Here is a 21,101-nt window from a genome sequence, read left to right as displayed (position 1 = left end):
GAGCAGGACAATCGCCGGTATGTGCTTGTCCTGCTTGCTTAGGGTGCGTTCAGCGACGGCTTACAACAGCATGTCGTTGCCGTTAATAGAACACAGAGTCATTGTGTGCAGCGGGCACCGCTGCAAGGCTTGAGTCGGCTAGCGGCGGGATAGCCAGGCGCTGGCCGGACGTTCAACAAATCGATAGAGCAACCATCCGCCCAAAATGCTCATTATACCGCCTAACACAATCAGGAGTGTGGCGTGAACGAGGTCGTGGCTGGCTGTTCCCATTGTCCGTTTCAGCAATAGCAGAATCGCATAGTGGATCATGTAAAATCCAAACGAAATAGTGCCAAGCCATTGCATCAAGGCTGAACTCAAGAAATTAGGTTGGTTATTAATATCCCCCACGACCAGTGAACCCAGAAATAATACGAACGGTATCAACGTCACCAGATTAAAACTAAACTGAAAAGGCATGAAGAGATCGACCATATAGGCCAAAATGCTTAGTGCCACGCACGTTGTAATTGAAATTCGAATCCATTTTCCCTCCTGAATAATTCGCGCTGTGACCATGCCGATGAGGAACTCGTAAAGCCGCAATAGCGGAAAGGTATAGGCAAGGCACATCTGAGTATTGCCGATTGGCACGGGCCATCCAGGAACGGGGAGGCCGGATGAGGTGAGTTCATATACCACTACCTGGCTGATAATCATACCCGCGTAACAAATCCAGATGGTCGGCCAAAGAAATGTCACCGGTATGCGTTTTACCAATTTAATTAACCAGGGGAAGGTCAAATAAAAAAATATGATGGCACTCAGGAACCAACTGGGTGTATTTGCACCAAAAAAAATATCAATATCAGGAATCCATGCCTGTATCAGTAACAGATTGGGTAGCCATATATCAGGTCGGTTAAAGCTGACGGCGCCGCATGCCATCAAAATAAGCAAGGTGACGACATGGCTGGGGTATATTTTCGCCAGTCTTTTCTTGTAAAAGCGAATCGGATCGTCAATGGGGCGTGCCGACCAGGTCATGACGAACCCACTGAGTATAAAGAAAAAAGAGACGCCTACCCATCCTGACTTGCTGAAGAAAAAGGCGTAACTATCGCTAATCTCAGCATCGGAGAATGGATTCCACATTCTTGGTATCGATACGTGAAATAAATAAACACCGATGGCAAGAATAAAGCGAATACCATTCAATGAAGGGAGTGTAGACGCAGTGCTTTTAACCTTTCTGTTTTCATGGGTAATAGCGTGCGAAAATGTAGACGAGCTATGACTATAATCAACCATATTATTTACCACCTCCGTGAAGATTTATGAAAATAAAAAACGACCTGCCAGCCTGTTGGCCGGATAGGTTTTTGCTATAAAATCAAAACATTGCTTTTTGCAGGGTTTGGTTCTACTGGGTTCGATATCGTTGTCGATTGACGTGACAATATTTAAATTAAGGCCGTCTTATTGTGTAATGAGTAGGGTGTCTTGTTCTGTTATCAATAAATTCACATCTCATAAACAATAATTTAAACTTCGATGGCAATATAGGCAAGCGGTGAGATGGATTTATTTCATCATCAATGTGGAATGCAATGAATTTATTGGGAAATTAGTGAGAAATTAATTAATGAGGCTATGCGGGCACGAGGCCATTGGATAATATATTTTAGCTTGTTTATTATTTCTCTAATGTCTGGTTTTTATTTATGACGCATGACTATTCGGTATAAATAAATTAGTTAATGAATCGAGGCGTGTTTAATTTTTCTTTACGGATAACATAAGCCATCAAACCATGTCGCATGGCAATATTATCTGGATATGCCACCGTCAAGCCACACAAGCCATATCCATATAAAGCCATATGTGGAATGCCTTATTTTTCCGTAAACTCGGTATCTTCGGCCCGAATGCCACCTCGGAACTCAACCGCTTCGTCGTGTATCTTGCGCTTCCCACACTGCTTTTCGACATTATTGCGCATGCGCGCTGGTCTGATGTAGGGCAGCCCGGTTTCATCATGGCGTTTGGTCTTGGCGCGGTGCTGGTATTCGCGGTTACCCTCATTTTCCAAATTTCCCGTTCGCGACATCTGGCCGATGCCGCGCTGGACGCATTGAATTCAAGCTATGCGAACACGGGGTTTATGGGGTTCCCGCTGGCGCTGGCGTTTCTGGGACCGACGGCGATGGCGCCGACCCTAATCGCGACGATTATCACGGTCTGCGTGCTCTTTGCGTTTGCGATCGTGATTGTTGAAACGGGGATCCAGACCGAGAGGCGGCGTGCGCAACTGGTGGCGAAAGTCGTCGGGGCGTTGGTGCGCAATCCGCTACCATACCGCCGTTCTGTTGGCTGCGCTGCCGACGGGAACTGGGCCTTTCATGTTGGCGGAGTTTTACCGCCGGGAAGCGCGCATTACTTCGCGAACCGTACTGTTTTCCACCATTATCTCGATTCTGACGATAACGCTTTATCTTTCCTGGATTCATCCGGAAGCCTGACTGGCGAAGGTATTTATCAACGGTCGGCATATTAACTTGCTTCATTTTTCAAGACTGGCGAGCATGAAGCGCAGCGATTAGGTTTTTCGACAGTCGGGTTGTTGGGAACGCGCGTCACGATGGCAGCGGATTTTTTCAAAAAACCGTTCCGTGAGGCGGGTATTAACGTGGCCATTCCCGACCGTGAAGCGATAACGTTTATTGCGGAAAAAATCCTGACGGAACTGGAACGGGGGATCGTCAGGCCGCAAACACAGGCGGTGTTTCTGAATATTATGCAGCGCATGAAAGATGAACAGGGCATCGACGCGGTTATTCTGGGCTGTACCGAACTGCCGCTGTTGTTCAATGGGGTGACATTACCTGTGGCAAGCCTGGACACCATGCAAACTCATATCAATGCCTTACTTGACGTGATGCTGGCGGACAGGTCGATAGACTGATGGGGAAACCGTGCTGTGCCGGTTTTGTCGTCACGCCCGCATTTACACGCGGGCGTGCAACCGGCTATTACGGCGTACTAAATTAATAATTAATACGTACTAAATTAATACGTACTGAATTAATGCGTACTGAATTTCAGGCCGATAATTCCCGCTACAATCAGTGTCAAACTGATAATGCGCGGTGGGCTGACGGATTCGCCAAACAGGATAATCCCTGCCAGCGCAGTACCCACGGCGCCGATTCCCGTCCAGATGGCGTAAGCCGTACCGGTCGGTAAATTTTTTAGCGCTAAGGAAAGTAGCCCGATACTGGTGAACAGCGCGACAACGGTAATGACGCTGGGGACCAGACGGCTAAAGCCGTGGGTATATTTCAGGCCGATAGCCCAGACGACTTCTAATAATCCGGCAAGAAAAAGAATTAACCAGGACATGTTCACTCCATTATGAATAATGGGGTCGTCCCCACCGCAAAAAAAAGCGCTTGCAGGTCGTCCAGCAAGGCGGAAAAGCCGAATGGCTTTTCTGACAGGATTAACGCTTACGGTTTATCCGGCGTGGTATTTTATTGCGCTGAGGTTTATTCCCGGCAGTCAGAATCGACAAGGGTCATCTCAATGCTGACCCCAGGCATCATGCGTTGCAGACCATCGCTCAGCCGTTCACCCGCGTCATATAATGCCGTCAACGGCATCACCGGCAAGCTTTCCAGAATAAACCACATTTGGCGGGTTTCTGAATTCAGCCGCGTTCTGACTCCCTGACGCCAGTTCCAGCGACGACAGGTTGCGCCTTCATCATCCCGCCAGATAACTTCTCCCGGTTCGGGGGACTCCTGAGCCGGCAGCCCGTCCTTCATGGTGTCGAACCGCTCGGTGCCATCTGCCATCGTCAGCCTGGGCGCACCGACATAGGCCGCGAGGTTTTCGCCACCCACGGGGATTGCATATTGAAGGCTAACGGCGTTGTAGAGATCCACCACCGGATCAATGCCCGGCATGCTGCCATCGCGCAGCACACGTTTACGCAGCGCCTCGGCTGAGCACGGGGTACGTTGCGGTTTAGCGCCGAACTTCCTGAAAACATCAGCCCAGGCGGCAAGGTGCGCATCAGCCCAGCGTGCTTCTCCCGCAATCACCGATTTGCAGGCAGCGGCCAGCGCTTTATCAGCGATGTCAGGATCAGTGATCGGCGTTGCTGCCGCGGTGATGCTCAGCGCCCGGAAACCCGGTGCCAGTATAGCAACGCTGGCGTCGATTGACGGTAAAACGGAAAGCATTAGATAATCCTAAAATGACTAATTTATTTCACATTATCGACCGATGACCAAAAAAGTCAATATATCGACCGAGTCGGGCGCGGATATCCAGACGGTGAGCGAAGCCGTTTCCCGCAGAATCAAAGCGCACCGGAAAAAGCAGAAACTCTCGCTGGATGAGCTTTCACGACGCGCTGGCGTCAGCAAAGGTATGCTGGTGGAGATAGAGAAATGCACGGCCAATCCCAGCATCGCCATGTTGTGTAAGATCGCGGCGGCGCTTGGTTTGTCCGTTGCCGATATCGTCAACGTGACGGACGCTCCGGCGGTATACCTGATCGAACAGGGAAATATTCCAACGTTATGGAACGGCCCTCACGGCGGTACGGCGCGTCTGCTGGCGGGGACCAGCGGCCCCAACATGATAGAACTGTGGCGCTGGGAGATGTTCCCCGGTGAAGTATTTGAGTCGTCAGGCCACCCCCAGGGGACGCTTGAGCTGTTCCATGTTGAGACCGGGGTGTTGAGCATGAAGGTGGATAACACCGAGCTCATCATTCCTGCCGGGTGTTCAGCAGTGGCAAGAACCGATGTGCCGCATCGTTACGCAAACGTAGACGACGGCAAACTTATTTTTACGATGACGGTGGCTGAACTGCATCAATAGCCGGGGATAGTGGCGTCACCGGGTTTCCCGCTGGCGCTGGTTTGCTGTGATCATCAGGAAGAAAACAAACCGGAAAGCGGTAGCGCCAATGACTTGTGGGAAAGCGTATCGGTAAAAAAGGGGAGTCAGAGCTTTTACGTCGTTATAAACACGGGCTGAATGTTTATATTTGAAGGAATGGTGCGTTCAATTGGACTCGAACCAACGACCCCCACCATGTCAAGGTGGTGCTCTAACCAACTGAGCTATGAACGCATCGTGTTACTGAAACTGTCAGGGCGACAGCGGGGACGAATATTAACGGGCTATAGGGGCGCTGGCAAGGGAAAAAACGCAAAATTCCCGTTAGATCACACTGAGTGACGAGCTTGTAAGCAGAGCGCCGTTTTTTTCGGCGCTCTGCCGCCATCAACGAATCAACGTGCCGCCCGCGCCAGAATACGCGCCGGCGATTGGCGTTGCACCCAACGGATCCGCAGCACCATCATGGTGGCGGAGGAGGTCAGGCCGATGATGAACCCCCACCAGAACCCGGCCGGCCCCATCCGCGGCACCAGTATGTCGGTCAGCGCCAGCGTATAGCCGCTGGGCAGCCCCAGTATCCAGTAGGCGATGAAGGTGATAAAGAAAATGGAGCGGGTATCCTTGTAACCGCGCAGCACGCCGCTGCCAATGGTCTGCACCGCGTCGGAAATCTGATAGACCGCCGCCAGCAGCATCAGATGCGAGGCCATCGCCACCACATCCGGGTTTTTGTTGTAAAGCATGGCGATGGGTTCACGCAGCGTGATGGTGAAGATAGCCGTGCACATCGCCAGCAACACGCCGGTAGCGATACCGGTACGCGCCGCTACCCGGGCAGCCTCCGCCGAACCTTCGCCCAGCCGGTGGCCGACGCGAATGGTGGCGGCGACGCCGACAGACAGCGGCAGCACGAACATCAGCGAACTGAAGTTGAGCGCGATCTGGTGGCCCGCTACATCAACCACCCCGAGCGGCAATACCAGCAGCGCGACAATCGCAAACAACGTCACTTCGAACAGCAACGCCAGCGCGATGGGCAGCCCCATGCCGGACATCCGCTTGAGTACGGCCCAATCCGGCTTCAACTGGGTTTTGAACTGACGAATGTCTTTCAGCCAATAGGCGTGGCGGGAATAGGCCGCTATCATCAACATCATCATCCAGTATACCGAGGCGGTCGCCACCCCGCAGCCGACGCCGCCCAACTCCGGCATGCCCAGCTTACCGTGGATGAAAACGTAGTTGATGGGAATGTTGATCAGCAGGCCGATAAATCCGATCACCATCCCCGGCTTGGTCTTGGACAAACCTTCGCACTGGCTGCGAAATACCTGATAGAACAGGTAACCGGGCGCGCCCCACAACAAGGCATGCAGGTATTTCACCGCTTTGTCGGCCAGTTCCGGCGCGCCGTCATGCATCAGGTTAATGGCGTATTTTCCCTGATAGAGCACGAACATGGTCAGGATGGAGATAGCCGCGGCCAGCAAAAACGCCTGCTGAGTCTGATGAGCGATACGATCCCGGCGTCCGGAGCCGTTAAGGTTGGCCACGACCGGCGTCAGCGCCATCAGCAAACCGTGACCGAACAGGATGACCGGCAGCCAGATGGAGGTGCCCACCGCCACCGCCGCCATATCGGTGGCGCTATAGGAGCCCGCCATGATGGTATCCACCACACCCATTGAGGTTTGCGAGACTTGCGCGATGATGACCGGAATAGCCAACGCCAGCAAATGACGGGCTTCTGATAAGTACTTCTGCACGAAAACACCTTCCTAAAGCAGGATGGAGAGAGATCTCTAATGGGGAGAGAAAGGCAATCATCCTTTATTTATAAAAAAAGATGAAGCATTGTAACGATTTGCCAACAGTAAACCAATGACTGACTGAACGGGAGTGATCCCGTTTGGTTTTCCTGAGGATATGGTGCAAACTGCCAGACATTAGTGAACGTTGTCTCTCCCGAGCGCAGGCTCGCCGCGCCATATCACTGTAGCGTCGCGTTCACGCTTATTACTGACCAGGAGGCAAGACCAGCACCATGTTTACCGGTATTGTTCAGGGCACGGCGACCGTCGTGTCGATTGATGAAAAACCCAATTTCCGCACTCATGTCGTTCAACTGCCCCCCGAACTGCTGCCGGGGCTGGAAACCGGGGCTTCCGTAGCGCACAACGGTTGTTGCCTGACCGTCACCAAAATCGATGGCGATCGGATCAGTTTCGACCTGATCAAAGAGACGCTGCGGCTGACCAACCTGGGCGAAGTCAAAGCCGGCGATCGGGTTAATGTGGAGCGCGCCGCCAAATATGGCGACGAAATCGGCGGGCATGTGATGTCCGGCCATATTATGTGTACGGCGGAGATCGTGAAAATCCTGACGTCGGAAAATAATCACCAGATCTGGTTCCGGTTGGCTGATGAATCGCAGATGAAATATGTGCTGCACAAAGGATTTATCGGCATTGACGGTATCAGCCTGACGGTAGGGGAAGTGACCCGCAGCCGTTTCTGCGTGCATCTGATTCCGGAAACGCTCCAGCGCACGACGCTGGGTCAGAAACGACTGGGCGACCGCATCAATATCGAAATCGACCCGCAAACCCAGGCCATCATCGACACGGTCGAACGCGTCCTGGCTCGTCAGGCGCAGCAGCAACAGGAGCAGGCCGCGGCGCAGGCGGAGCAGGGCGAATAAGCCATTCCTTCCCTGACGCTTTCTCCCCTATGAAAACCGGCAGCCTGGCTGCCGGTTTTTTGCTATTTAGGTACGATTCGCCGGATGGCGGTGATTATCTGGGGACTCGCAAGCCGCCTTCCACGCCGTCCACGCTGAACAACACCTGCCAGAGTTGAATGTTGCGGGCGCGGAATGAACCCGCGAAGCTGTTGAGATAATAGGTGAACATGCGCTGGAAACGTTCGGAGTAACGCTCGGACAATGCTGGCCAGTGCTGCTGGAAGCGGTGATACCAGGCCATCAACGTGCTGTCGTAGTCAGCACCGAAGTTATGCCAGTCTTCCATCACCAGATACGGCTCGCTGGTTACGGCGATTTGCTCTATCGACGGCAGGCTGCCGTTGGGGAAGATGTACTTGCTGGTCCACTTATCTCCCGTTGGCGTGGGGGTGTGAGTGCCGATCGTGTGCAGCAGGAACAGCCCATCAGGTTTAAGATTGCGCTTTACTATCTGGAAGTAGGTATCGTAGTTCTTGGCACCGACATGCTCGAACATGCCGACGGAAACGATACGGTCAAACTGCCGGTTCAGGTCGCGGTAGTCCTGCAGCAGGATGTTCACGTCCAGATCATGGCAGCGCTGTTGCGCCAGTTTCTGTTGCTCGCGGGAGATGGTCACGCCGGTGACGGAAACGCCGTAGTGACGCGCGGCGAATTCTGCCAGCCCGCCCCAGCCGCAGCCGATATCCAGCAGGGTCATGCCGCGGCGCAGCTGCAGTTTTTCGCAGATCAAGCGCAGCTTGTCCTGCTGTGCCTGCTCCAGGGTTTCGGCCTGTTTCCAGTAGCCACAGGAGTACTGCATATAAGGGTCAAGCATCAGGGTGAAAAGATCATTACCGAGGTCGTAATGCTCCTTGCCCACGATCCAGGCCCGACGGCGGGACTGCAGGTTGGTCAGCCGCGCCATCAGGATCCGCAGCGTATCGCGCCAGCGGTGAGGGAGCTGGTTTTCCAACCCGGCGCGCAGCACGCGGTGGAAAAACATGTCCAGCCGCTCACACTCCCACCAGCCATCCATATAACTTTCGCCCAATCCCAACGAGCCTTCGCGCAGCACGCGCTTATACATGTCGGGATTTTTTACCTGAATATCAAACGGGCGTGAACCGTTAATGACGATGTCGGCGGCCGACAGCATTTCATTAACAATCTGGAACCAGGATAGGTTAGGGGTACCCAGTTCCTCCACATAAGATGAACTCATAACTTCTCCCTACCTTGCCGGAAAAATGCCTTTGCAAGGAAAAACATTAGACAAATGTACCCACGGAGGGCATTCGGTGGACCCAATCCATCGTCTACCCCTGAACGTCTCAGAGGAAAATAAGAGAAAAGCCGGTACGAAAGGCGTCTATCCCTGGCCGTAACAAAAAGGTGCAGCGGTCAACAGGCAGGATAGAAAAAGTAAGGCGATGCATGAGGCCAAAAGCATCGTCTGATCATGATTATTGTCGTCAACGACAGTGACAAGTGTATGACTGCTTTAACCCGACGACAAGATTCATTGGGTTAAAGCAGCACGTTAAGTCATGAGCTCAACAGCGATAGCATGCGCCGGCACCATGTGTGGTGCGGCCTGCCGCTTGATTGAATAGCCAGACAGAGATAACGGAATCGTCTGAATTTTAACGACGGTAATCGAGGAACGGGCCGTCGGCGACGGAGCGGCGTTCGATCAGCGTCGGATGCACTTCAATGGTCTGGGCTTCCTCGCGTTTGCTGGTAATGCGGTCGAGCAACATCGAGAAGGCCGCCTGTCCCAGTCGCTCCTTGGGCTGGTGGATGGTGGTCAGCGCCGGGGTAAAATACCGGGAGTGACGAACATTGTCATAACCGATCACCGAAATATCCTGCGGTACGCGCAGCCCCAGTTCGTCGGCGGCGCAAATGGCGCCCATCGCCATGATATCGCCGCCGCAGAACACCGCGGTCGGACGCTGTTTCTGGGCCAGAATCTGGTGCATCGCCTTGTAGCCGGATTCCGGCTCGAAGTCGCCCTGAACCACCCATTCTTCCCGTAGCGGAATGTCGGCCTCTTTCAGCGCTTTCAGGAAACCCAGATAACGCCCACTGCCGGTATTGCGCCCGAGAGAACCGGGAATGGCGCCGATGTCGCGGTGGCCGCGCTCAATCAGGTAACGTCCGGCCATGTAGCCGCCGGCAAACGCGTTATCGATAATGGTATCGGTAAAATCGCTGTGGGCTTCGCCCCAGTCCATCACCACCATCGGGATATGGCGGTAATCCGCCAGCATCGATAGCAGTTCCGGCGGGTACTCGGCGCACATCACCAGCAGGCCGTCGACCCGTTTTTGCGCCAGCATGGACAGGTAGGCGCGCTGTTTGTCCTGATTATTATGGGAGTTGCACAGGATCAGCGTATAGCCTCTGGCGTAGCAGCTGTTTTCCACCGCCTCGATGATTTCGGCGAAATAGGGCGCCTCGCTGGATGTCGCCAGCAGGCCGATGGATTTGGTGTGGTTGACTTTCAGGCTGCGGGCCACCGCACTCGGCGAATAATGCAATTCATCGATGGCCGCACGCACCGCAGCCTTGGTCTCTTCGGCGACGAAACGTGTTTTATTGATCACGTGTGATACGGTTGTGGTCGAAACGCCCGCGCGTTTTGCCACATCTTTGATCGTTGCCATCTAAAGTGACTCCTGAACTCATCTGTTACAGTAGCTTGTCTGTTACAGCAGTAAATATGTTGTTAATCGTTTGCCTGCGTGAATTCTTCTCCTGCCAGACAACAAGGCAACATTTCAGGAGGAGACATGCCGAGGTGTGTAGCTTGAAGGGAGGGCTGACGCTTCGACCAACGCAGTGTATACAGTAAACTGCGGATTTTGGCCGATTTAGAGCAAAAGTGGAAGAGGCAATTCGTTTTATCTCTGTGACGCAGAAACCGGTTTTTTGACGCTCGCCGGGTGATAATAGACCTATGCTTTATAATGTTTCCCCCGTCTGCCGGATAGGGGATTGATTCAGACATGACAGGATGACGGCGATCATCAGTCACATACAGGAGAATACTATGGATACCAACTTGAAAATGTCGCTGTTCACCACTGTGGCTTCACTGGCGATGATCATCATCTTTAGTCTGAGCGCGGTATTGAACTGACGGCGTGGCGCTAGCGGCGCCTGGAACGTCAGCGGCGCATCGTTGCCGTTAAAGACAGGAAAACAAAAAAGGGGCGTGATGCCCCTTTTGTCGTATTGAGAACGGCCATTCCAGCGGAAGTTGTTTAGCGAATGGTTTTCGGCGTGACCACGCGACGGGCGCCGACGTAGTGATCCTGCCAGTAGTCCTCGCTCAGTTTGCTGATTTTAATGTCAGAGCCGGAACGCGGCGACTGAATGAAACGACCATTGCCGAGGTAGACGCCGACATGGTCGGCGGCGCCGCGGTTGGTTATCCGAAAGAACACCAGGTCGCCGCTTTCCAGCTCGCTTTTCTTGATAGGCGCGGCGTCACGTAAGTGGTACATCTCATTGGCGGTTCGCGGAATCGGGATTTTCACCACATCTTTATACGCGTAATACACCAGTCCGCTGCAATCGAAACCGGAGTAGGGGGTCGCGCCGCCCCAGTGGTAGGGCTTGCCGATTTGGCTCATCAGCTTGTTCATGGCGGTCAGTTTGGCATGCTGGTAGCGCTTTTGGTGAGCGGCGCTGATGGTCAGAGCGGCTTTATCCTGCCGGCCTTTTTTACTCTTGCCGTGTGGTGATGCGCTGGCGCTTTCTTCTCCGACGACGGCAGACTTGCTTTTTTTGCTTGCCGTTTTAGCAATCACGGTTTCGTGCGCCTTATGACTGCTTTTCGCCGGTGCCGGGGTGTCTTTTTTCGCGGTTTTGCCGGCGGGCGCTTTAGCCTGAACGCTTTTTTCCCGCTTCTGCGGCTTGCTGGTTGTGTGGGCTGCGGCCGCAGTGGTCACCGGTTTTTTATCATTGTGCGGTTTGACGTTTTTATCGTGAGCGGCGGTCGTTTTGGCAGGCGCGGTTTTGGTGGTTTTTTCCGGTTTTTTGTCATGAGTGGGCGCCGCACCCTTTTTGGTATTTTTGGCAACCTTGCTTTTTTTGGATTCCTCAATAGCTTTATTCGCCGTTTCTACGCCGGTTTTGCGCGGTAATACCGCAGCGCTATGTGGATTAGCCTGTGCCAGGTTTAAAAACAGATTACTGAAAAATAATACGAAAAGCGTAATAAATAAACGCATGATAATTCTGACCGAATGTTGTCCTCAATCGTTCAATCTTTACAGTATTCCCGAAAATGACCTGATAAAAAAGTGGGGAATAAGGCATTGTTACTACAAAATAGTGAGAAAACGTTAACAACGGAGCTCGCTGCTTAATTATCAGTCGATTCGGCGTTGTTTTGTGCTGGCGCGCGACCAGTCAGACAAAACCCTACAAAAGATAGCGTTTTTTTGTGGCCGTCGCTATCGTTAGAATACAAAACAACAGAAGCGGCACGGCACGGTATGCCGCGAGTCACATGAACAGCCGTTGATGGGCTGGTCATCACGCCCTTGAGGAAGCAATAGAATGACGACAACGACACTTGAAAAGATTCAGCGTCAGATCGCTGAAAACCCGATTCTGCTGTATATGAAAGGTTCTCCCAAACTGCCGAGCTGTGGTTTTTCTGCCCAGGCGGTACAGGCGTTGTCGGCGTGCGGCGAGCGTTTTGCCTATGTGGATATTCTGCAGAACCCGGATATCCGCGCTGAATTGCCCAAATACGCTAACTGGCCGACGTTCCCGCAGCTGTGGGTGGATGGTGAATTGGTTGGCGGCTGCGACATCGTGATTGAGATGTATCAGCGCGGCGAATTGCAGCAACTGATTAAGGAAACCGCCGACAAGTACCGATCCCAGCAGGCGGATCAGCAGTAATCCCCTTCTGTATCAGGCAGCCCGGCGCTGCCTGATGTCGTTTTACTCGTTACGATTATGGTGCTTTGATCGCGCAAGGTGTTTGCACGGACACACGCGTCCGCGCAGCCTTACTCTTCACTGCCGACAGCCAACGACGCTTCGGTATCGGTTCCCGATGCTAGCGGCCAGCCGCCCATACGCTTCCAGCGATTGACCAGTTCACAAAACAGTTGCGCTGTCCGTTCGGTGTCATAGAGCGCCGAGTGCGCCTGGCTGGCGTCGAATGGGATCTCCGCCGCAATGCAGGCTTTAGCCAGCACCGTCTGCCCCAGCACCAGCCCGCTGAGCGCGGCGGTGTCAAAGGTGGCGAAAGGGTGGAATGGGTTGCGCTTCAGGCCGCAGCGTTCTGCCGCCGCCATCAGAAAGCTGTGATCGAAGGTCGCGTTATGAGCCACGATGATGCCGCGATTACAGTTCTGATCTTTGATTCCCTTACGCACGGCCTTGAAGATTTCATGCAGCGCTTCATATTCGCTCACCGCGCCACGCAATGGGTTGGCAGGGTCGATGCCGTTGAAGGCCAGCGCTTCGGGCCGCAGGATAGCGCCTTCAAACGGTTCGATGTGAAAATGCAAGGTTTCGTCCGGCTGTAACCAACCGCTTTCATCCATTTTCAGCGTTACGGCTGCAATTTCCAGCAGCGCATCGGTTTTCGCGTTGAACCCGGCGGTTTCCACATCGATAACAACAGGGTAAAAGCCACGAAAACGCGCGTTCAGGGCGTTCAGGTTATTTTTCTCAGCCATTCGTTTCTTATTTCTTCAGTAACATGCAGTGCGCATTATGGCAAATTCCGGCGGGGGATGCAGCAGCCGTGCATGACGGCGAATAACCGTTCCCCCGAAAGACAGGCGCCTGTCGGCACCTGGACAGCAAAGGCGGGATGATCAGTTGCCCAGTCCCTGACCGGCCTGTGAACGTTCGATCAGCTCGATCTTGTAACCGTCGGGGTCTTCAACGAAGGCGATAACAGTGGTGCCGCCTTTGACCGGGCCTGCTTCACGGGTAACTTTGCCGCCGGCCTGACGGATACGTTCGCAGGCGCCTGCTACGTCATCCACGCCCAAGGCAATGTGACCGAAGGCGGTGCCCAGGTCATAGCTTTCCACGCCCCAGTTGTAGGTCAGTTCGATCACTGCGCCTTCGCTTTCCTCGGTATAGCCGACAAATGCCAGAGAATATTTGTATTCCGGATTGTCGCTGGTGCGCAGCAGGCGCATGCCCAGTACCTTGGTGTAAAAATCGATAGCGCGCTGCAGGTCGCCAACGCGTAGCATGGTATGAAGTAAACGCATAATGACCCCTATTTTGATCAGTGGGTTAACCGTCATGGGCGATATCGGTTGTGTTCCGTTACCGCCTGAAATAACAGGGCCTGAGTATAACGTCGTTGCCGGGGGGAGTCCAAACCTGTGGCCGGGCGCCGCTTTTCAGGCGCGGTTGCTGAAAAAAAGACGTGATAAGCGGGAAAATAGTAGTTAATTGCGCGCTAACGTTACGGAAAGCTTGCCAGTGACGGCAATCAAGGTTTCAATAAAGACGTCAGATGAGGAGGTCCTGTGGCTGAGCAGCTCGAACTTTTTCCTGTTCCCAACCCTTGCCGGGGTATCTGCCAGGCGGATGACCGGGGCTTCTGTCGTGGTTGTTTTCGAAGCCGCAGCGAGCGCTTTAATTGGGGAACGATGAGCGATGCGCAAAAACAGGATGTGCTGCGTTTGTGTCGGCAAAGGATGAAACGTTCGCAGCGAAGTGAAAAAAATTCAGCGCCCTCCGAGCCGGATCAGCCAGCCTTGTTTTAACCGGTATGGTGATATTTAATGATATAAATTAAGTTCAAGATCATTTTTAATTAATTATTATTTGCTAGAATAGATTGATAACAATAAGACATTTTTTATTAGACTTTCGTTTTAAATCAGAGTTGATTGCAATCCAGGGAAGTTGCTTAGTATGCTAACTATAAGGAGAAGTGATGGAATTGCCGTTAGGTTCTGATTTAGCCCGGTTGGTTCGTGTATGGCGCGCTTTGATTGATCATCGATTAAAGCCTCTGGAACTCACGCAGACGCACTGGGTCACGCTGCATAATATTCACCAACTGCCTCCGGGGCAGTCCCAAATTCAGCTAGCCAAAGCGATAGGAATAGAACAGCCTTCGCTGGTGCGTACGTTGGATCAGCTTGAAGACAAGGGGTTAATTACCCGGCACATTTGTGCCCACGACCGACGCGCCAAGCGTATTCTGCTAACAGATATGGCGGATCCTATCATTCAGGCTGTTAATGACGTTATTGATCAGACACGCAGCGAAATATTAAATGGTATTACCCCGGAAGAAGTGGATGAGTTGGCCACTATTATCTCCCGGCTGGAAAAAAACATTTTGGCATTACATGAGAGTCAGTCTTAATTAATAGAAAAAGTAAATGTTTTGGCGGGCGAATTCGAATTCCAGGCAACATATACTTTAAATAATTCGCATTGCAGGATAAAACGCTCTCGTTTTGAACAATACAAAGCGTTGGCCCTTCAGGGTAAGGCACATTATGAGCCTTGCAACGCGGCGATCAGTCAAATTCTCAGGAACTTGCATAAGTAAATGACTGGGATGAACGGCAACGTCGCCGGAAGCAGGGTTGAATGTGGCTTGTCGCGGCCCCTAAGGGCGAGGCCCACGGATGGGCTGAGTAATAAAGTCAGCGTACCTGCAACTCGAAATATGACAAGTATATGGCGTGAATGATGGTTATCTGGATATATCGAGCCGAATTGATGACATTAGACAATCACCACCCGGCGGGTGGTGATTGATAATCGAATCTTAGCGCGGAGAGACGGTGATGGAACGGCCGTTGCTGGCCATTGCCACACGTTGTCCAGCGTGGAATTTGGTATCGCCCTGTTTTTGCACCACCATGATGGTGCTGCCGTCGTCTTTACGGATTTCCAGCTCTACACCCTGAACGCGGTTGACCGCGCCTTCAATGCTGTTACCGGCAACGCCACCGGCAACCGCGCCTGCGGCTGTCGCCAGATTACGGCCAGTACCGCGACCGACGGTATTACCGACCAGCCCGCCCAGTACGGCGCCGCCGAGGGTGCCGATGACGTTACTGTCTTCACCGGCCTGAATCTGTACCGGACGAGTGGAGACAACGGTGCCGTAGGTTACAGTCTGAACCTGCTTGGCTTCGGATGCACTGTAAACGTCTCCTGACAGGGTGCTGGTATTGGCGCAGCCAGCCAGTGTGATACCTGCTAAAGTGATCACGAGAAAACGTTTCATCATAGAAAGACTCCTGTTATAGCTGTGTCTGTGTCGGGGGCGCAGCCTAAGCCGACGAATTATCTATTGTCACATCATGGTGTGGTCGAACGCACCATTCTACTGTTTCAATTGATGTTAAGGATAGAATAGCGCGCCTAAATTGATAATAAACGCGCTATAAAGTTCCCTGTGAATCCCGCTTTTTCTGAAAAACCGTGTCAAATGGCGATTTTTTACCTACGCTGGCATCAGTCTGACAAAAAAGACAAAATCTAAAGCCAATATACCGACAACGCGCCTGAATCGCCTGGTCATTTGAGGCCATTTCGTGACAGACGGTCATTTTACAAAACAAAGGTAATCCGATGAGGTCTGGAAGATATATTGGTGTGATGTCCGGCACCAGTCTGGATGGTGTCGACGTGGTGCTGGCCGCCATCGATGAGCACACCGTCGCACAGCAAGCCAGTTATTGCCACCCGATTCCGCCGGCGATTCGCCAGACGATACTGAGCATGAACCAGGGGCAGGCCGTGACGCTCTCCGAATTAGGGCGACTGGATACCCGGCTCGGGGCGTTGTTTGCCGAAGCAGTACAGGCGCTGCTGCGCCAGACCGGGTTGAGCGCGAGCGAGATTACCGCGATTGGCTGTCATGGACAGACGGTCTGGCATGAGCCGGACGGCGACGCGCCTTGCACCATGCAAATTGGCGATTGCAACCGTATCGCCGCGGTGACCGGCATCACTACGGTCGGCGATTTTCGCCGCCGCGACATGGCGTTGGGCGGGCAGGGTGCACCGCTGGTGCCGGTGTTCCATCGCGCGCTGTTGCAGCATCCGGTGGAGCGGCGAATTGTGCTGAATATCGGCGGGATCGCCAATATTTCGGTGCTGGTGCCGGGGCGCCCGGTAAAAGGCTATGACACCGGACCGGGCAATATGCTGCTGGATGCCTGGGTGTGGCGCAACCGGGCGCAGCCGTACGATAAAGACGCCGCCTGGGCGTTAACCGGCCAGGTGGATAACGCGTTGCTGAGCCACATGCTGTCCGATCCCTATTTCGGCTTACCGGCGCCCAAGAGCACCGGACGCGAGTATTTCAATCTGACGTGGCTGGAAAGACAACTGGCGGCTTTTCCTCGTCTGCGGTCGGAAGATGTGCAGGCCACGCTGGTGGCGCTGAGCGCGGAAACCATCGCCGGGCAAGTGTTGCTGACCGGCGGCTGCGAACGTGTGCTGGTATGCGGCGGCGGAGCGCGCAATCCGCTGCTGATGAGTCAGCTGTCGGCGCGTCTGCCGGGCATTGAGGTCAGCGCGACCGACAATTTCGGCATTCGTGGCGATGATATGGAGGCGCTGGCGTTCGCCTGGCTGGCGTTCCGCACCCTGTCGGGGTTGCCGGGCAACTTGCCGTCCGTGACCGGCGCCAGCCGAGAAACCGTACTGGGCGCCATTTATCCGGCGATGATCGTGTAATCGGATTTTGCCGAGAGGTCCGTCAGCGGTCTGTTGATAGACTGCTCCGTTATTGGATTTATCTGGATGGGATGCCGGGATCCGCTAATAACAGGAGAAAAATAGAATGAAACCACTGCTGATTGCCGGTGTAGTGCTGTTAAGCGGCTGCGCTTACTTAATGCCGGCCGCGAAGCCGCAGACCTTGCACTACCAGTGCGGCACCATGCCGCTCACCGTCACCCTGAACCCCGGCCCGCAGAGCGACAGCGTGACTTTCCTGCTGGATGGCGAATCTCACACGCTGCCTCAGGTGCCCGCCGCGTCGGGCACGCGTTACAGCGATGACCGATACGCTTTCTGGAGTAAGGGAAATCAGGCGTTTATCGTGCGGGGCGATAGAATCATCGTCAATGATTGTGTGTTGAAGTAATCCGTGTCCATGCCGTTGCGGGCGTTGAGATTTTGGCGACGCGAGCGCAGAATGAGTCCTCTCTATTTCTCGCCCGGTTAGGCAACGGCAGGACCTCATGACCACAGAACACGATGACGCGCACACCCCTGACACCCGAAACCGCGTTGCGATCGCGCCCGGTGAAAATATTGCTTCCGGTGAAAATATTGCTTCCGGTGAAAACATTACTTCCGGTGAAAACATCGCCGCTATCGATATCGCCGATTTACGGCGCGAGTACACCCGTGGCGGGCTACGTCGCCACGATCTGACCGACAACCCGCTCGACCTGTTTGAACGCTGGCTAAAGCAGGCTTGCGAAGCGCAACTGGCGGATCCTACCGCGATGTGTGTGGCGACGGTCGACGAGCAGGGCCAGCCTTATCAGCGTATCGTGCTGCTGAAACACTATGATGAAAAAGGCATGGTGTTCTATACCAATATGGGCAGCCGCAAGGCGCAGCAACTGGCGGTGAATTCCCGTATCAGCCTGCTGTTTCCCTGGCACATGCTGGAGCGTCAGGTCATCGTGCTGGGCAAGGCGGAAAAACTGCCGATGCTGGACGTGATGAAGTATTTCCACAGCCGGCCGCGCGACAGCCAGATCGGCGCCTGGGTTTCAAAACAGTCAAGCCGCATTTCCGCCCGCAGCATGCTGGAAAGCAAGTTCTTCGAGATGAAGCAAAAGTTCCAGCAGGGCGAGATTCCGCTGCCGAGTTTCTGGGGCGGATTCCGCGTCACTATCGAGTCGATGGAATTCTGGCAGGGCGGCGAGCACCGCCTGCACGATCGTTTTCTGTACCAGCGCGAGAGCGATGGCTGGACAATCGACCGGCTGGCGCCCTAAATCACCGGAATTTGTTGCGCTAAGCGCTGGCACTCCCGGTGTCGGCGCTTTATTCTATGTCACCCTGAATTTTTCTTTCGCCAAAGAGGCGAAAAGTCGTGTACCGGCAAAGGTGCAGTCGTTTATACATGGAGACTTTGATGGCAAGCAATCTGATTCAACAATTGCAAGAGCGGGGCCTGGTGGCCCAGGTAACGGACGAGGGCGCGTTAGCAGAGCGACTGGCGCAGGGGCCAATTGCACTGTATTGCGGCTTTGATCCGACTGCCGACAGCTTGCATTTGGGACATCTGGTGCCACTGCTGTGCCTGAAACGCTTTCAGATGGCCGGTCACAAACCGGTGGCGCTGGTGGGCGGCGCGACGGGGCTTATCGGCGATCCGAGTTTCAAAGCCGCCGAGCGTAAGCTGAATACCGAAGATACGGTGCAGGAGTGGGTGGAAAAGATCCGCCGTCAGGCGGCGCCGTTCCTGGATTTCGACTGCGGCGACAACAGCGCCGTGGCGGCCAACAACTATGACTGGTTCGGCTCCATGAACGTGCTGACGTTTCTGCGCGATATCGGCAAGCACTTCTCCGTCAACCAGATGATCAACAAAGAAGCGGTCAAACAGCGCCTGAACCGGGACGATGTGGGTATTTCGTTCACCGAATTCTCCTACAACCTGCTGCAGGGCTATGACTTCGCCTCGCTGAACGCGCTGCACGGCGTGGAGTTGCAGATTGGCGGTTCCGACCAGTGGGGCAACATCACCTCCGGGATCGACCTGACCCGCCGTCTGCATCAGAAACAGGTATTCGGCCTGACCGTTCCGTTGATCACCAAGTCTGACGGCACCAAGTTCGGCAAAACCGAAAGCGGCGCGGTATGGCTGGATCCGAAGAAAACCAGCCCGTACAAATTCTACCAGTTCTGGATTAACACCGCTGACGCTGACGTATACCGGTTCCTGAAATTCTTCACCTTCCTCGACATTGAAACGATTAATGCGCTGGAAGAGGAAGACAAGAACAGCGGCGTGGCGCCGCGCGCTCAGTATGTGCTGGCGGAAGAAGTGACCCGTCTGGTGCACGGCGAAGAGGGATTGACCGCGGCCAAGCGCATCACCCAGAGTCTGTTTAATGGCAACCTGAGCGACCTGACCGAAGCGGATTTCGCGCAGCTGGCGCAGGACGGCGTGCCGATGGTTGAGCTGGCGACAGGCGCTGACCTGCAGCAGGCGCTGGTGGATTCCGAATTGCAGCCTTCCCGTGGACAGGCGCGCAAGACCATCGCTTCCAACGCCATTACTATCAACGGCGAGAAGCAGTCAGATCCGGAATACGCTTTCACGGGCGCCGACCGTCTGTTCGGCCGTTACACCCTGCTGCGCCGGGGCAAGAAAAACTATTGTCTGGTCTGCTGGAAAGACTGATTGATCCATCAAAGGGAGCGAAATGCTCCCTTTGTTTTTAGGCGCGTTCCCCACCATGATGGGCGACGGGCCGACAACACCGGATAGTGCCGTATCGGTTACGCGCCGAGCGGCGCAACAAAAGCAACACGCGGTTTTATAGCAAGCTGCTTTATAAAAACAAGCACATCGCATTTGAGCAGGCAAGGGTAGTCACTTTCATGAAAAACATACTGTCGATTCAGTCTCACGTGGTTTTCGGTCATGCCGGCAACAGCGCGGCGGAGTTTCCCATGCGCCGGATGGGCGTGAATGTCTGGCCGTTGAATACCGTGCAATTTTCCAACCATACCCAATATGGTCAGTGGACCGGTTGCGTGATGCCGGCCGATCATCTGACCGAGATTGCTCAGGGCATCAGTAATATCGATCATCTGAAGGACTGCGATGCAGTATTGAGCGGGTATATCGGTTCGCCGGAGCAGGGCGGGCATATTCTGGAAGTGGTACGCCGGGTGAAAGCCGCCAATCCGCGCGCCATCTACTTCTGCGACCCGGTAATGGGGACGCCGGAAAAAGGTTGTATCGTACCGGCGGGCGTGACCGATTTTCATTGTAATCAGTCACTGCTGGCGAGCGATATGATTGCCCCCAACCTGCCGGAGCTGGAACTGCTGAGCGGCCGCAGCGTGCATACGGTGGATGAGGCGGTGCAGGCCAGCCGCGAGCTGTGCCGGCGCGGGCCGAAGCTGGTGCTGGTCAAGCATTTGAGCCGCGCTGCCGCCAGCAAGGACAGCTTTGAGATGCTGCTGGTGACGCCGGAAGATGCCTGGCATATCCAGCGTCCGCTGGTGGATTTCGGGCCGCGCCAGCCGGTTGGCGTGGGCGACCTGACCAGCGGTCTGCTGCTGGTGAATCTGCTGAAAGGCGTTGCGCCGGAAAAAGCGCTGGAACATACCACCGCGGCGGTCTATGAAGTGATGCTGGTGACGAAAGAAATGGAGCAGTACGAACTGCAACTGGTGGCGGCACAGGATGGCATTGTGCAGCCACGCCATCATTTCCAGGCCGTTCGTCTCTAAACGACCATCA

At 54.1% G+C, this 21,101-nt stretch carries 22 protein-coding genes, 1 tRNA gene and 1 pseudogene; 13 read left to right on the top strand and 11 right to left on the bottom strand.

The genetic code is table 11. The features are described 5' to 3' along the window. Window positions 1-138: 138 nt before the first annotated feature. Window positions 139-1,293: an acyltransferase family protein gene (locus CVE23_RS13340; protein WP_100849720.1), complete on the bottom strand. Its 1,155-nt coding sequence runs from the start codon at window positions 1,291-1,293 to the stop codon at window positions 139-141. Window positions 1,294-1,864: 571 nt separating this feature from the next. Between CVE23_RS13340 and CVE23_RS13335 the strand changes: the two genes are divergently transcribed. Further along, window positions 1,865-2,539: an AEC family transporter gene (locus tag CVE23_RS13335; RefSeq protein WP_208622080.1), complete on the top strand. Its 675-nt coding sequence runs from the start codon at window positions 1,865-1,867 to the stop codon at window positions 2,537-2,539. 39 nt (window positions 2,540-2,578) lie between these two features. Next, window positions 2,579-2,947, top strand: a pseudogene (locus tag CVE23_RS13330) (aspartate/glutamate racemase family protein); the annotation flags it as partial. Between the two features lie 119 nt (window positions 2,948-3,066). On the opposite strand, the gene sugE reads toward CVE23_RS13330, so the two are convergent. Together sugE and CVE23_RS13320 are read right to left on the bottom strand one after the other, a co-directional pair. Then, window positions 3,067-3,384, bottom strand: a complete 318-nt coding sequence (gene sugE, locus CVE23_RS13325; RefSeq protein WP_038668235.1) for a quaternary ammonium compound efflux SMR transporter SugE — start codon at window positions 3,382-3,384, stop codon at window positions 3,067-3,069. A gap of 146 nt (window positions 3,385-3,530) precedes the next feature. Continuing rightward, window positions 3,531-4,229, bottom strand: a complete 699-nt coding sequence (locus CVE23_RS13320; protein WP_100849718.1) for a B3/B4 domain-containing protein — start codon at window positions 4,227-4,229, stop codon at window positions 3,531-3,533. A gap of 43 nt (window positions 4,230-4,272) precedes the next feature. On the opposite strand from CVE23_RS13320, the gene CVE23_RS13315 reads away from it, so the two are divergent. Beyond that, window positions 4,273-4,875 (top strand): helix-turn-helix domain-containing protein, encoded by a 603-nt coding sequence (locus CVE23_RS13315; protein ID WP_049855125.1) that lies wholly within the window; start codon window positions 4,273-4,275, stop codon window positions 4,873-4,875. 178 nt (window positions 4,876-5,053) lie between these two features. Here CVE23_RS13315 and CVE23_RS13310 read toward each other — a convergent pair. Continuing rightward, window positions 5,054-5,130, bottom strand: a tRNA-Val gene (locus tag CVE23_RS13310). Window positions 5,131-5,291: 161 nt separating this feature from the next. Then, complete coding sequence (locus CVE23_RS13305; protein WP_100849717.1) at window positions 5,292-6,665, bottom strand: MATE family efflux transporter; 1,374 nt, start codon at window positions 6,663-6,665, stop codon at window positions 5,292-5,294. A gap of 278 nt (window positions 6,666-6,943) precedes the next feature. Between CVE23_RS13305 and CVE23_RS13300 the strand changes: the two genes are divergently transcribed. After that, window positions 6,944-7,600, top strand: coding sequence for a riboflavin synthase (locus tag CVE23_RS13300; protein ID WP_049855126.1), 657 nt, complete (start codon window positions 6,944-6,946; stop codon window positions 7,598-7,600). A gap of 94 nt (window positions 7,601-7,694) precedes the next feature. Here the strand turns inward: CVE23_RS13300 and cfa are convergent, their stop codons facing one another. Together cfa and purR are read right to left on the bottom strand one after the other, a co-directional pair. Continuing rightward, window positions 7,695-8,846, bottom strand: coding sequence for a cyclopropane fatty acyl phospholipid synthase (gene cfa / locus CVE23_RS13295; RefSeq protein ID WP_038919417.1), 1,152 nt, complete (start codon window positions 8,844-8,846; stop codon window positions 7,695-7,697). A 421-nt stretch (window positions 8,847-9,267) separates the two neighbouring features. Further along, the gene (gene purR / locus CVE23_RS13290) at window positions 9,268-10,293 is read right to left on the bottom strand and encodes an HTH-type transcriptional repressor PurR (protein WP_038668247.1); all 1,026 of its coding nucleotides are present in this window, start codon (window positions 10,291-10,293) and stop codon (window positions 9,268-9,270) included. A gap of 386 nt (window positions 10,294-10,679) precedes the next feature. On the opposite strand from purR, the gene cydH reads away from it, so the two are divergent. After that, a complete protein-coding gene (gene cydH / locus CVE23_RS13285; RefSeq protein WP_157987323.1) occupies window positions 10,680-10,769 on the top strand; it encodes a cytochrome bd-I oxidase subunit CydH in 90 nt (29 codons plus the stop codon). Window positions 10,770-10,893: 124 nt separating this feature from the next. Here the strand turns inward: cydH and CVE23_RS13280 are convergent, their stop codons facing one another. After that, the gene (locus CVE23_RS13280) at window positions 10,894-11,865 is read right to left on the bottom strand and encodes a C40 family peptidase (protein WP_100849715.1); all 972 of its coding nucleotides are present in this window, start codon (window positions 11,863-11,865) and stop codon (window positions 10,894-10,896) included. Between the two features lie 331 nt (window positions 11,866-12,196). Here CVE23_RS13280 and CVE23_RS13275 point away from each other — a divergent pair, with 331 nt between their 5' ends. Continuing rightward, window positions 12,197-12,547, top strand: coding sequence for a Grx4 family monothiol glutaredoxin (locus CVE23_RS13275; protein WP_038668251.1), 351 nt, complete (start codon window positions 12,197-12,199; stop codon window positions 12,545-12,547). Between the two features lie 110 nt (window positions 12,548-12,657). Here CVE23_RS13275 and rnt read toward each other — a convergent pair whose 3' ends face one another. Both rnt and gloA read right to left on the bottom strand, forming a co-directional pair. Continuing rightward, the gene (gene rnt / locus CVE23_RS13270; RefSeq protein ID WP_038919415.1) at window positions 12,658-13,335 is read right to left on the bottom strand and encodes a ribonuclease T; all 678 of its coding nucleotides are present in this window, start codon (window positions 13,333-13,335) and stop codon (window positions 12,658-12,660) included. A gap of 141 nt (window positions 13,336-13,476) precedes the next feature. Next, window positions 13,477-13,884 carry a lactoylglutathione lyase gene (gene gloA, locus CVE23_RS13265; RefSeq protein ID WP_038921020.1) on the bottom strand — a complete coding sequence of 136 codons (408 nt, stop codon included), beginning with the start codon at window positions 13,882-13,884 and terminating at the stop codon, window positions 13,477-13,479. A 264-nt stretch (window positions 13,885-14,148) separates the two neighbouring features. Between gloA and CVE23_RS13260 the strand changes: the two genes are divergently transcribed. Next, window positions 14,149-14,388, top strand: a complete 240-nt coding sequence (locus CVE23_RS13260; protein WP_071605209.1) for a DUF1289 domain-containing protein — start codon at window positions 14,149-14,151, stop codon at window positions 14,386-14,388. Window positions 14,389-14,561: 173 nt separating this feature from the next. After that, window positions 14,562-14,999, top strand: coding sequence for a transcriptional regulator SlyA (gene slyA / locus CVE23_RS13255; protein WP_038919414.1), 438 nt, complete (start codon window positions 14,562-14,564; stop codon window positions 14,997-14,999). Window positions 15,000-15,410: 411 nt separating this feature from the next. On the opposite strand, the gene CVE23_RS13250 is transcribed toward slyA, so the two are convergent. Beyond that, window positions 15,411-15,878: an outer membrane lipoprotein gene (locus tag CVE23_RS13250; protein ID WP_013318322.1), complete on the bottom strand. Its 468-nt coding sequence runs from the start codon at window positions 15,876-15,878 to the stop codon at window positions 15,411-15,413. A gap of 344 nt (window positions 15,879-16,222) precedes the next feature. On the opposite strand from CVE23_RS13250, the gene anmK reads away from it, so the two are divergent. From anmK to pdxY, 5 genes are all read left to right on the top strand, one after another. Then, window positions 16,223-17,335: an anhydro-N-acetylmuramic acid kinase gene (anmK, locus tag CVE23_RS13245; RefSeq protein WP_100849714.1), complete on the top strand. Its 1,113-nt coding sequence runs from the start codon at window positions 16,223-16,225 to the stop codon at window positions 17,333-17,335. Window positions 17,336-17,441: 106 nt separating this feature from the next. Further along, complete coding sequence (locus tag CVE23_RS13240; protein WP_049855130.1) at window positions 17,442-17,747, top strand: MliC family protein; 306 nt, start codon at window positions 17,442-17,444, stop codon at window positions 17,745-17,747. A gap of 97 nt (window positions 17,748-17,844) precedes the next feature. Then, window positions 17,845-18,615 (top strand): pyridoxamine 5'-phosphate oxidase, encoded by a 771-nt coding sequence (gene pdxH / locus CVE23_RS13235; RefSeq protein WP_225622592.1) that lies wholly within the window; start codon window positions 17,845-17,847, stop codon window positions 18,613-18,615. Between the two features lie 137 nt (window positions 18,616-18,752). Continuing rightward, entirely contained in the window at window positions 18,753-20,030 is a 1,278-nt protein-coding gene (gene tyrS / locus CVE23_RS13230; RefSeq protein ID WP_038669566.1) for a tyrosine--tRNA ligase, read from the top strand. 200 nt (window positions 20,031-20,230) lie between these two features. Beyond that, on the top strand, window positions 20,231-21,091 hold the full coding sequence (gene pdxY, locus CVE23_RS13225; RefSeq protein ID WP_038921018.1) for a pyridoxal kinase PdxY: 861 nt from the start codon (window positions 20,231-20,233) through the stop codon (window positions 21,089-21,091). The last annotated feature ends 10 nt before the right edge of the window (window positions 21,092-21,101 follow it).

Origin of the sequence: Dickeya fangzhongdai (genome assembly GCF_002812485.1) — a bacterium.
Taxonomy (GTDB): domain Bacteria; phylum Pseudomonadota; class Gammaproteobacteria; order Enterobacterales; family Enterobacteriaceae; genus Dickeya; species Dickeya fangzhongdai.
The sequence above is the reverse complement of the archived record's forward strand: the minus strand, read 5'-3'. Positions and strand labels throughout refer to the sequence as shown.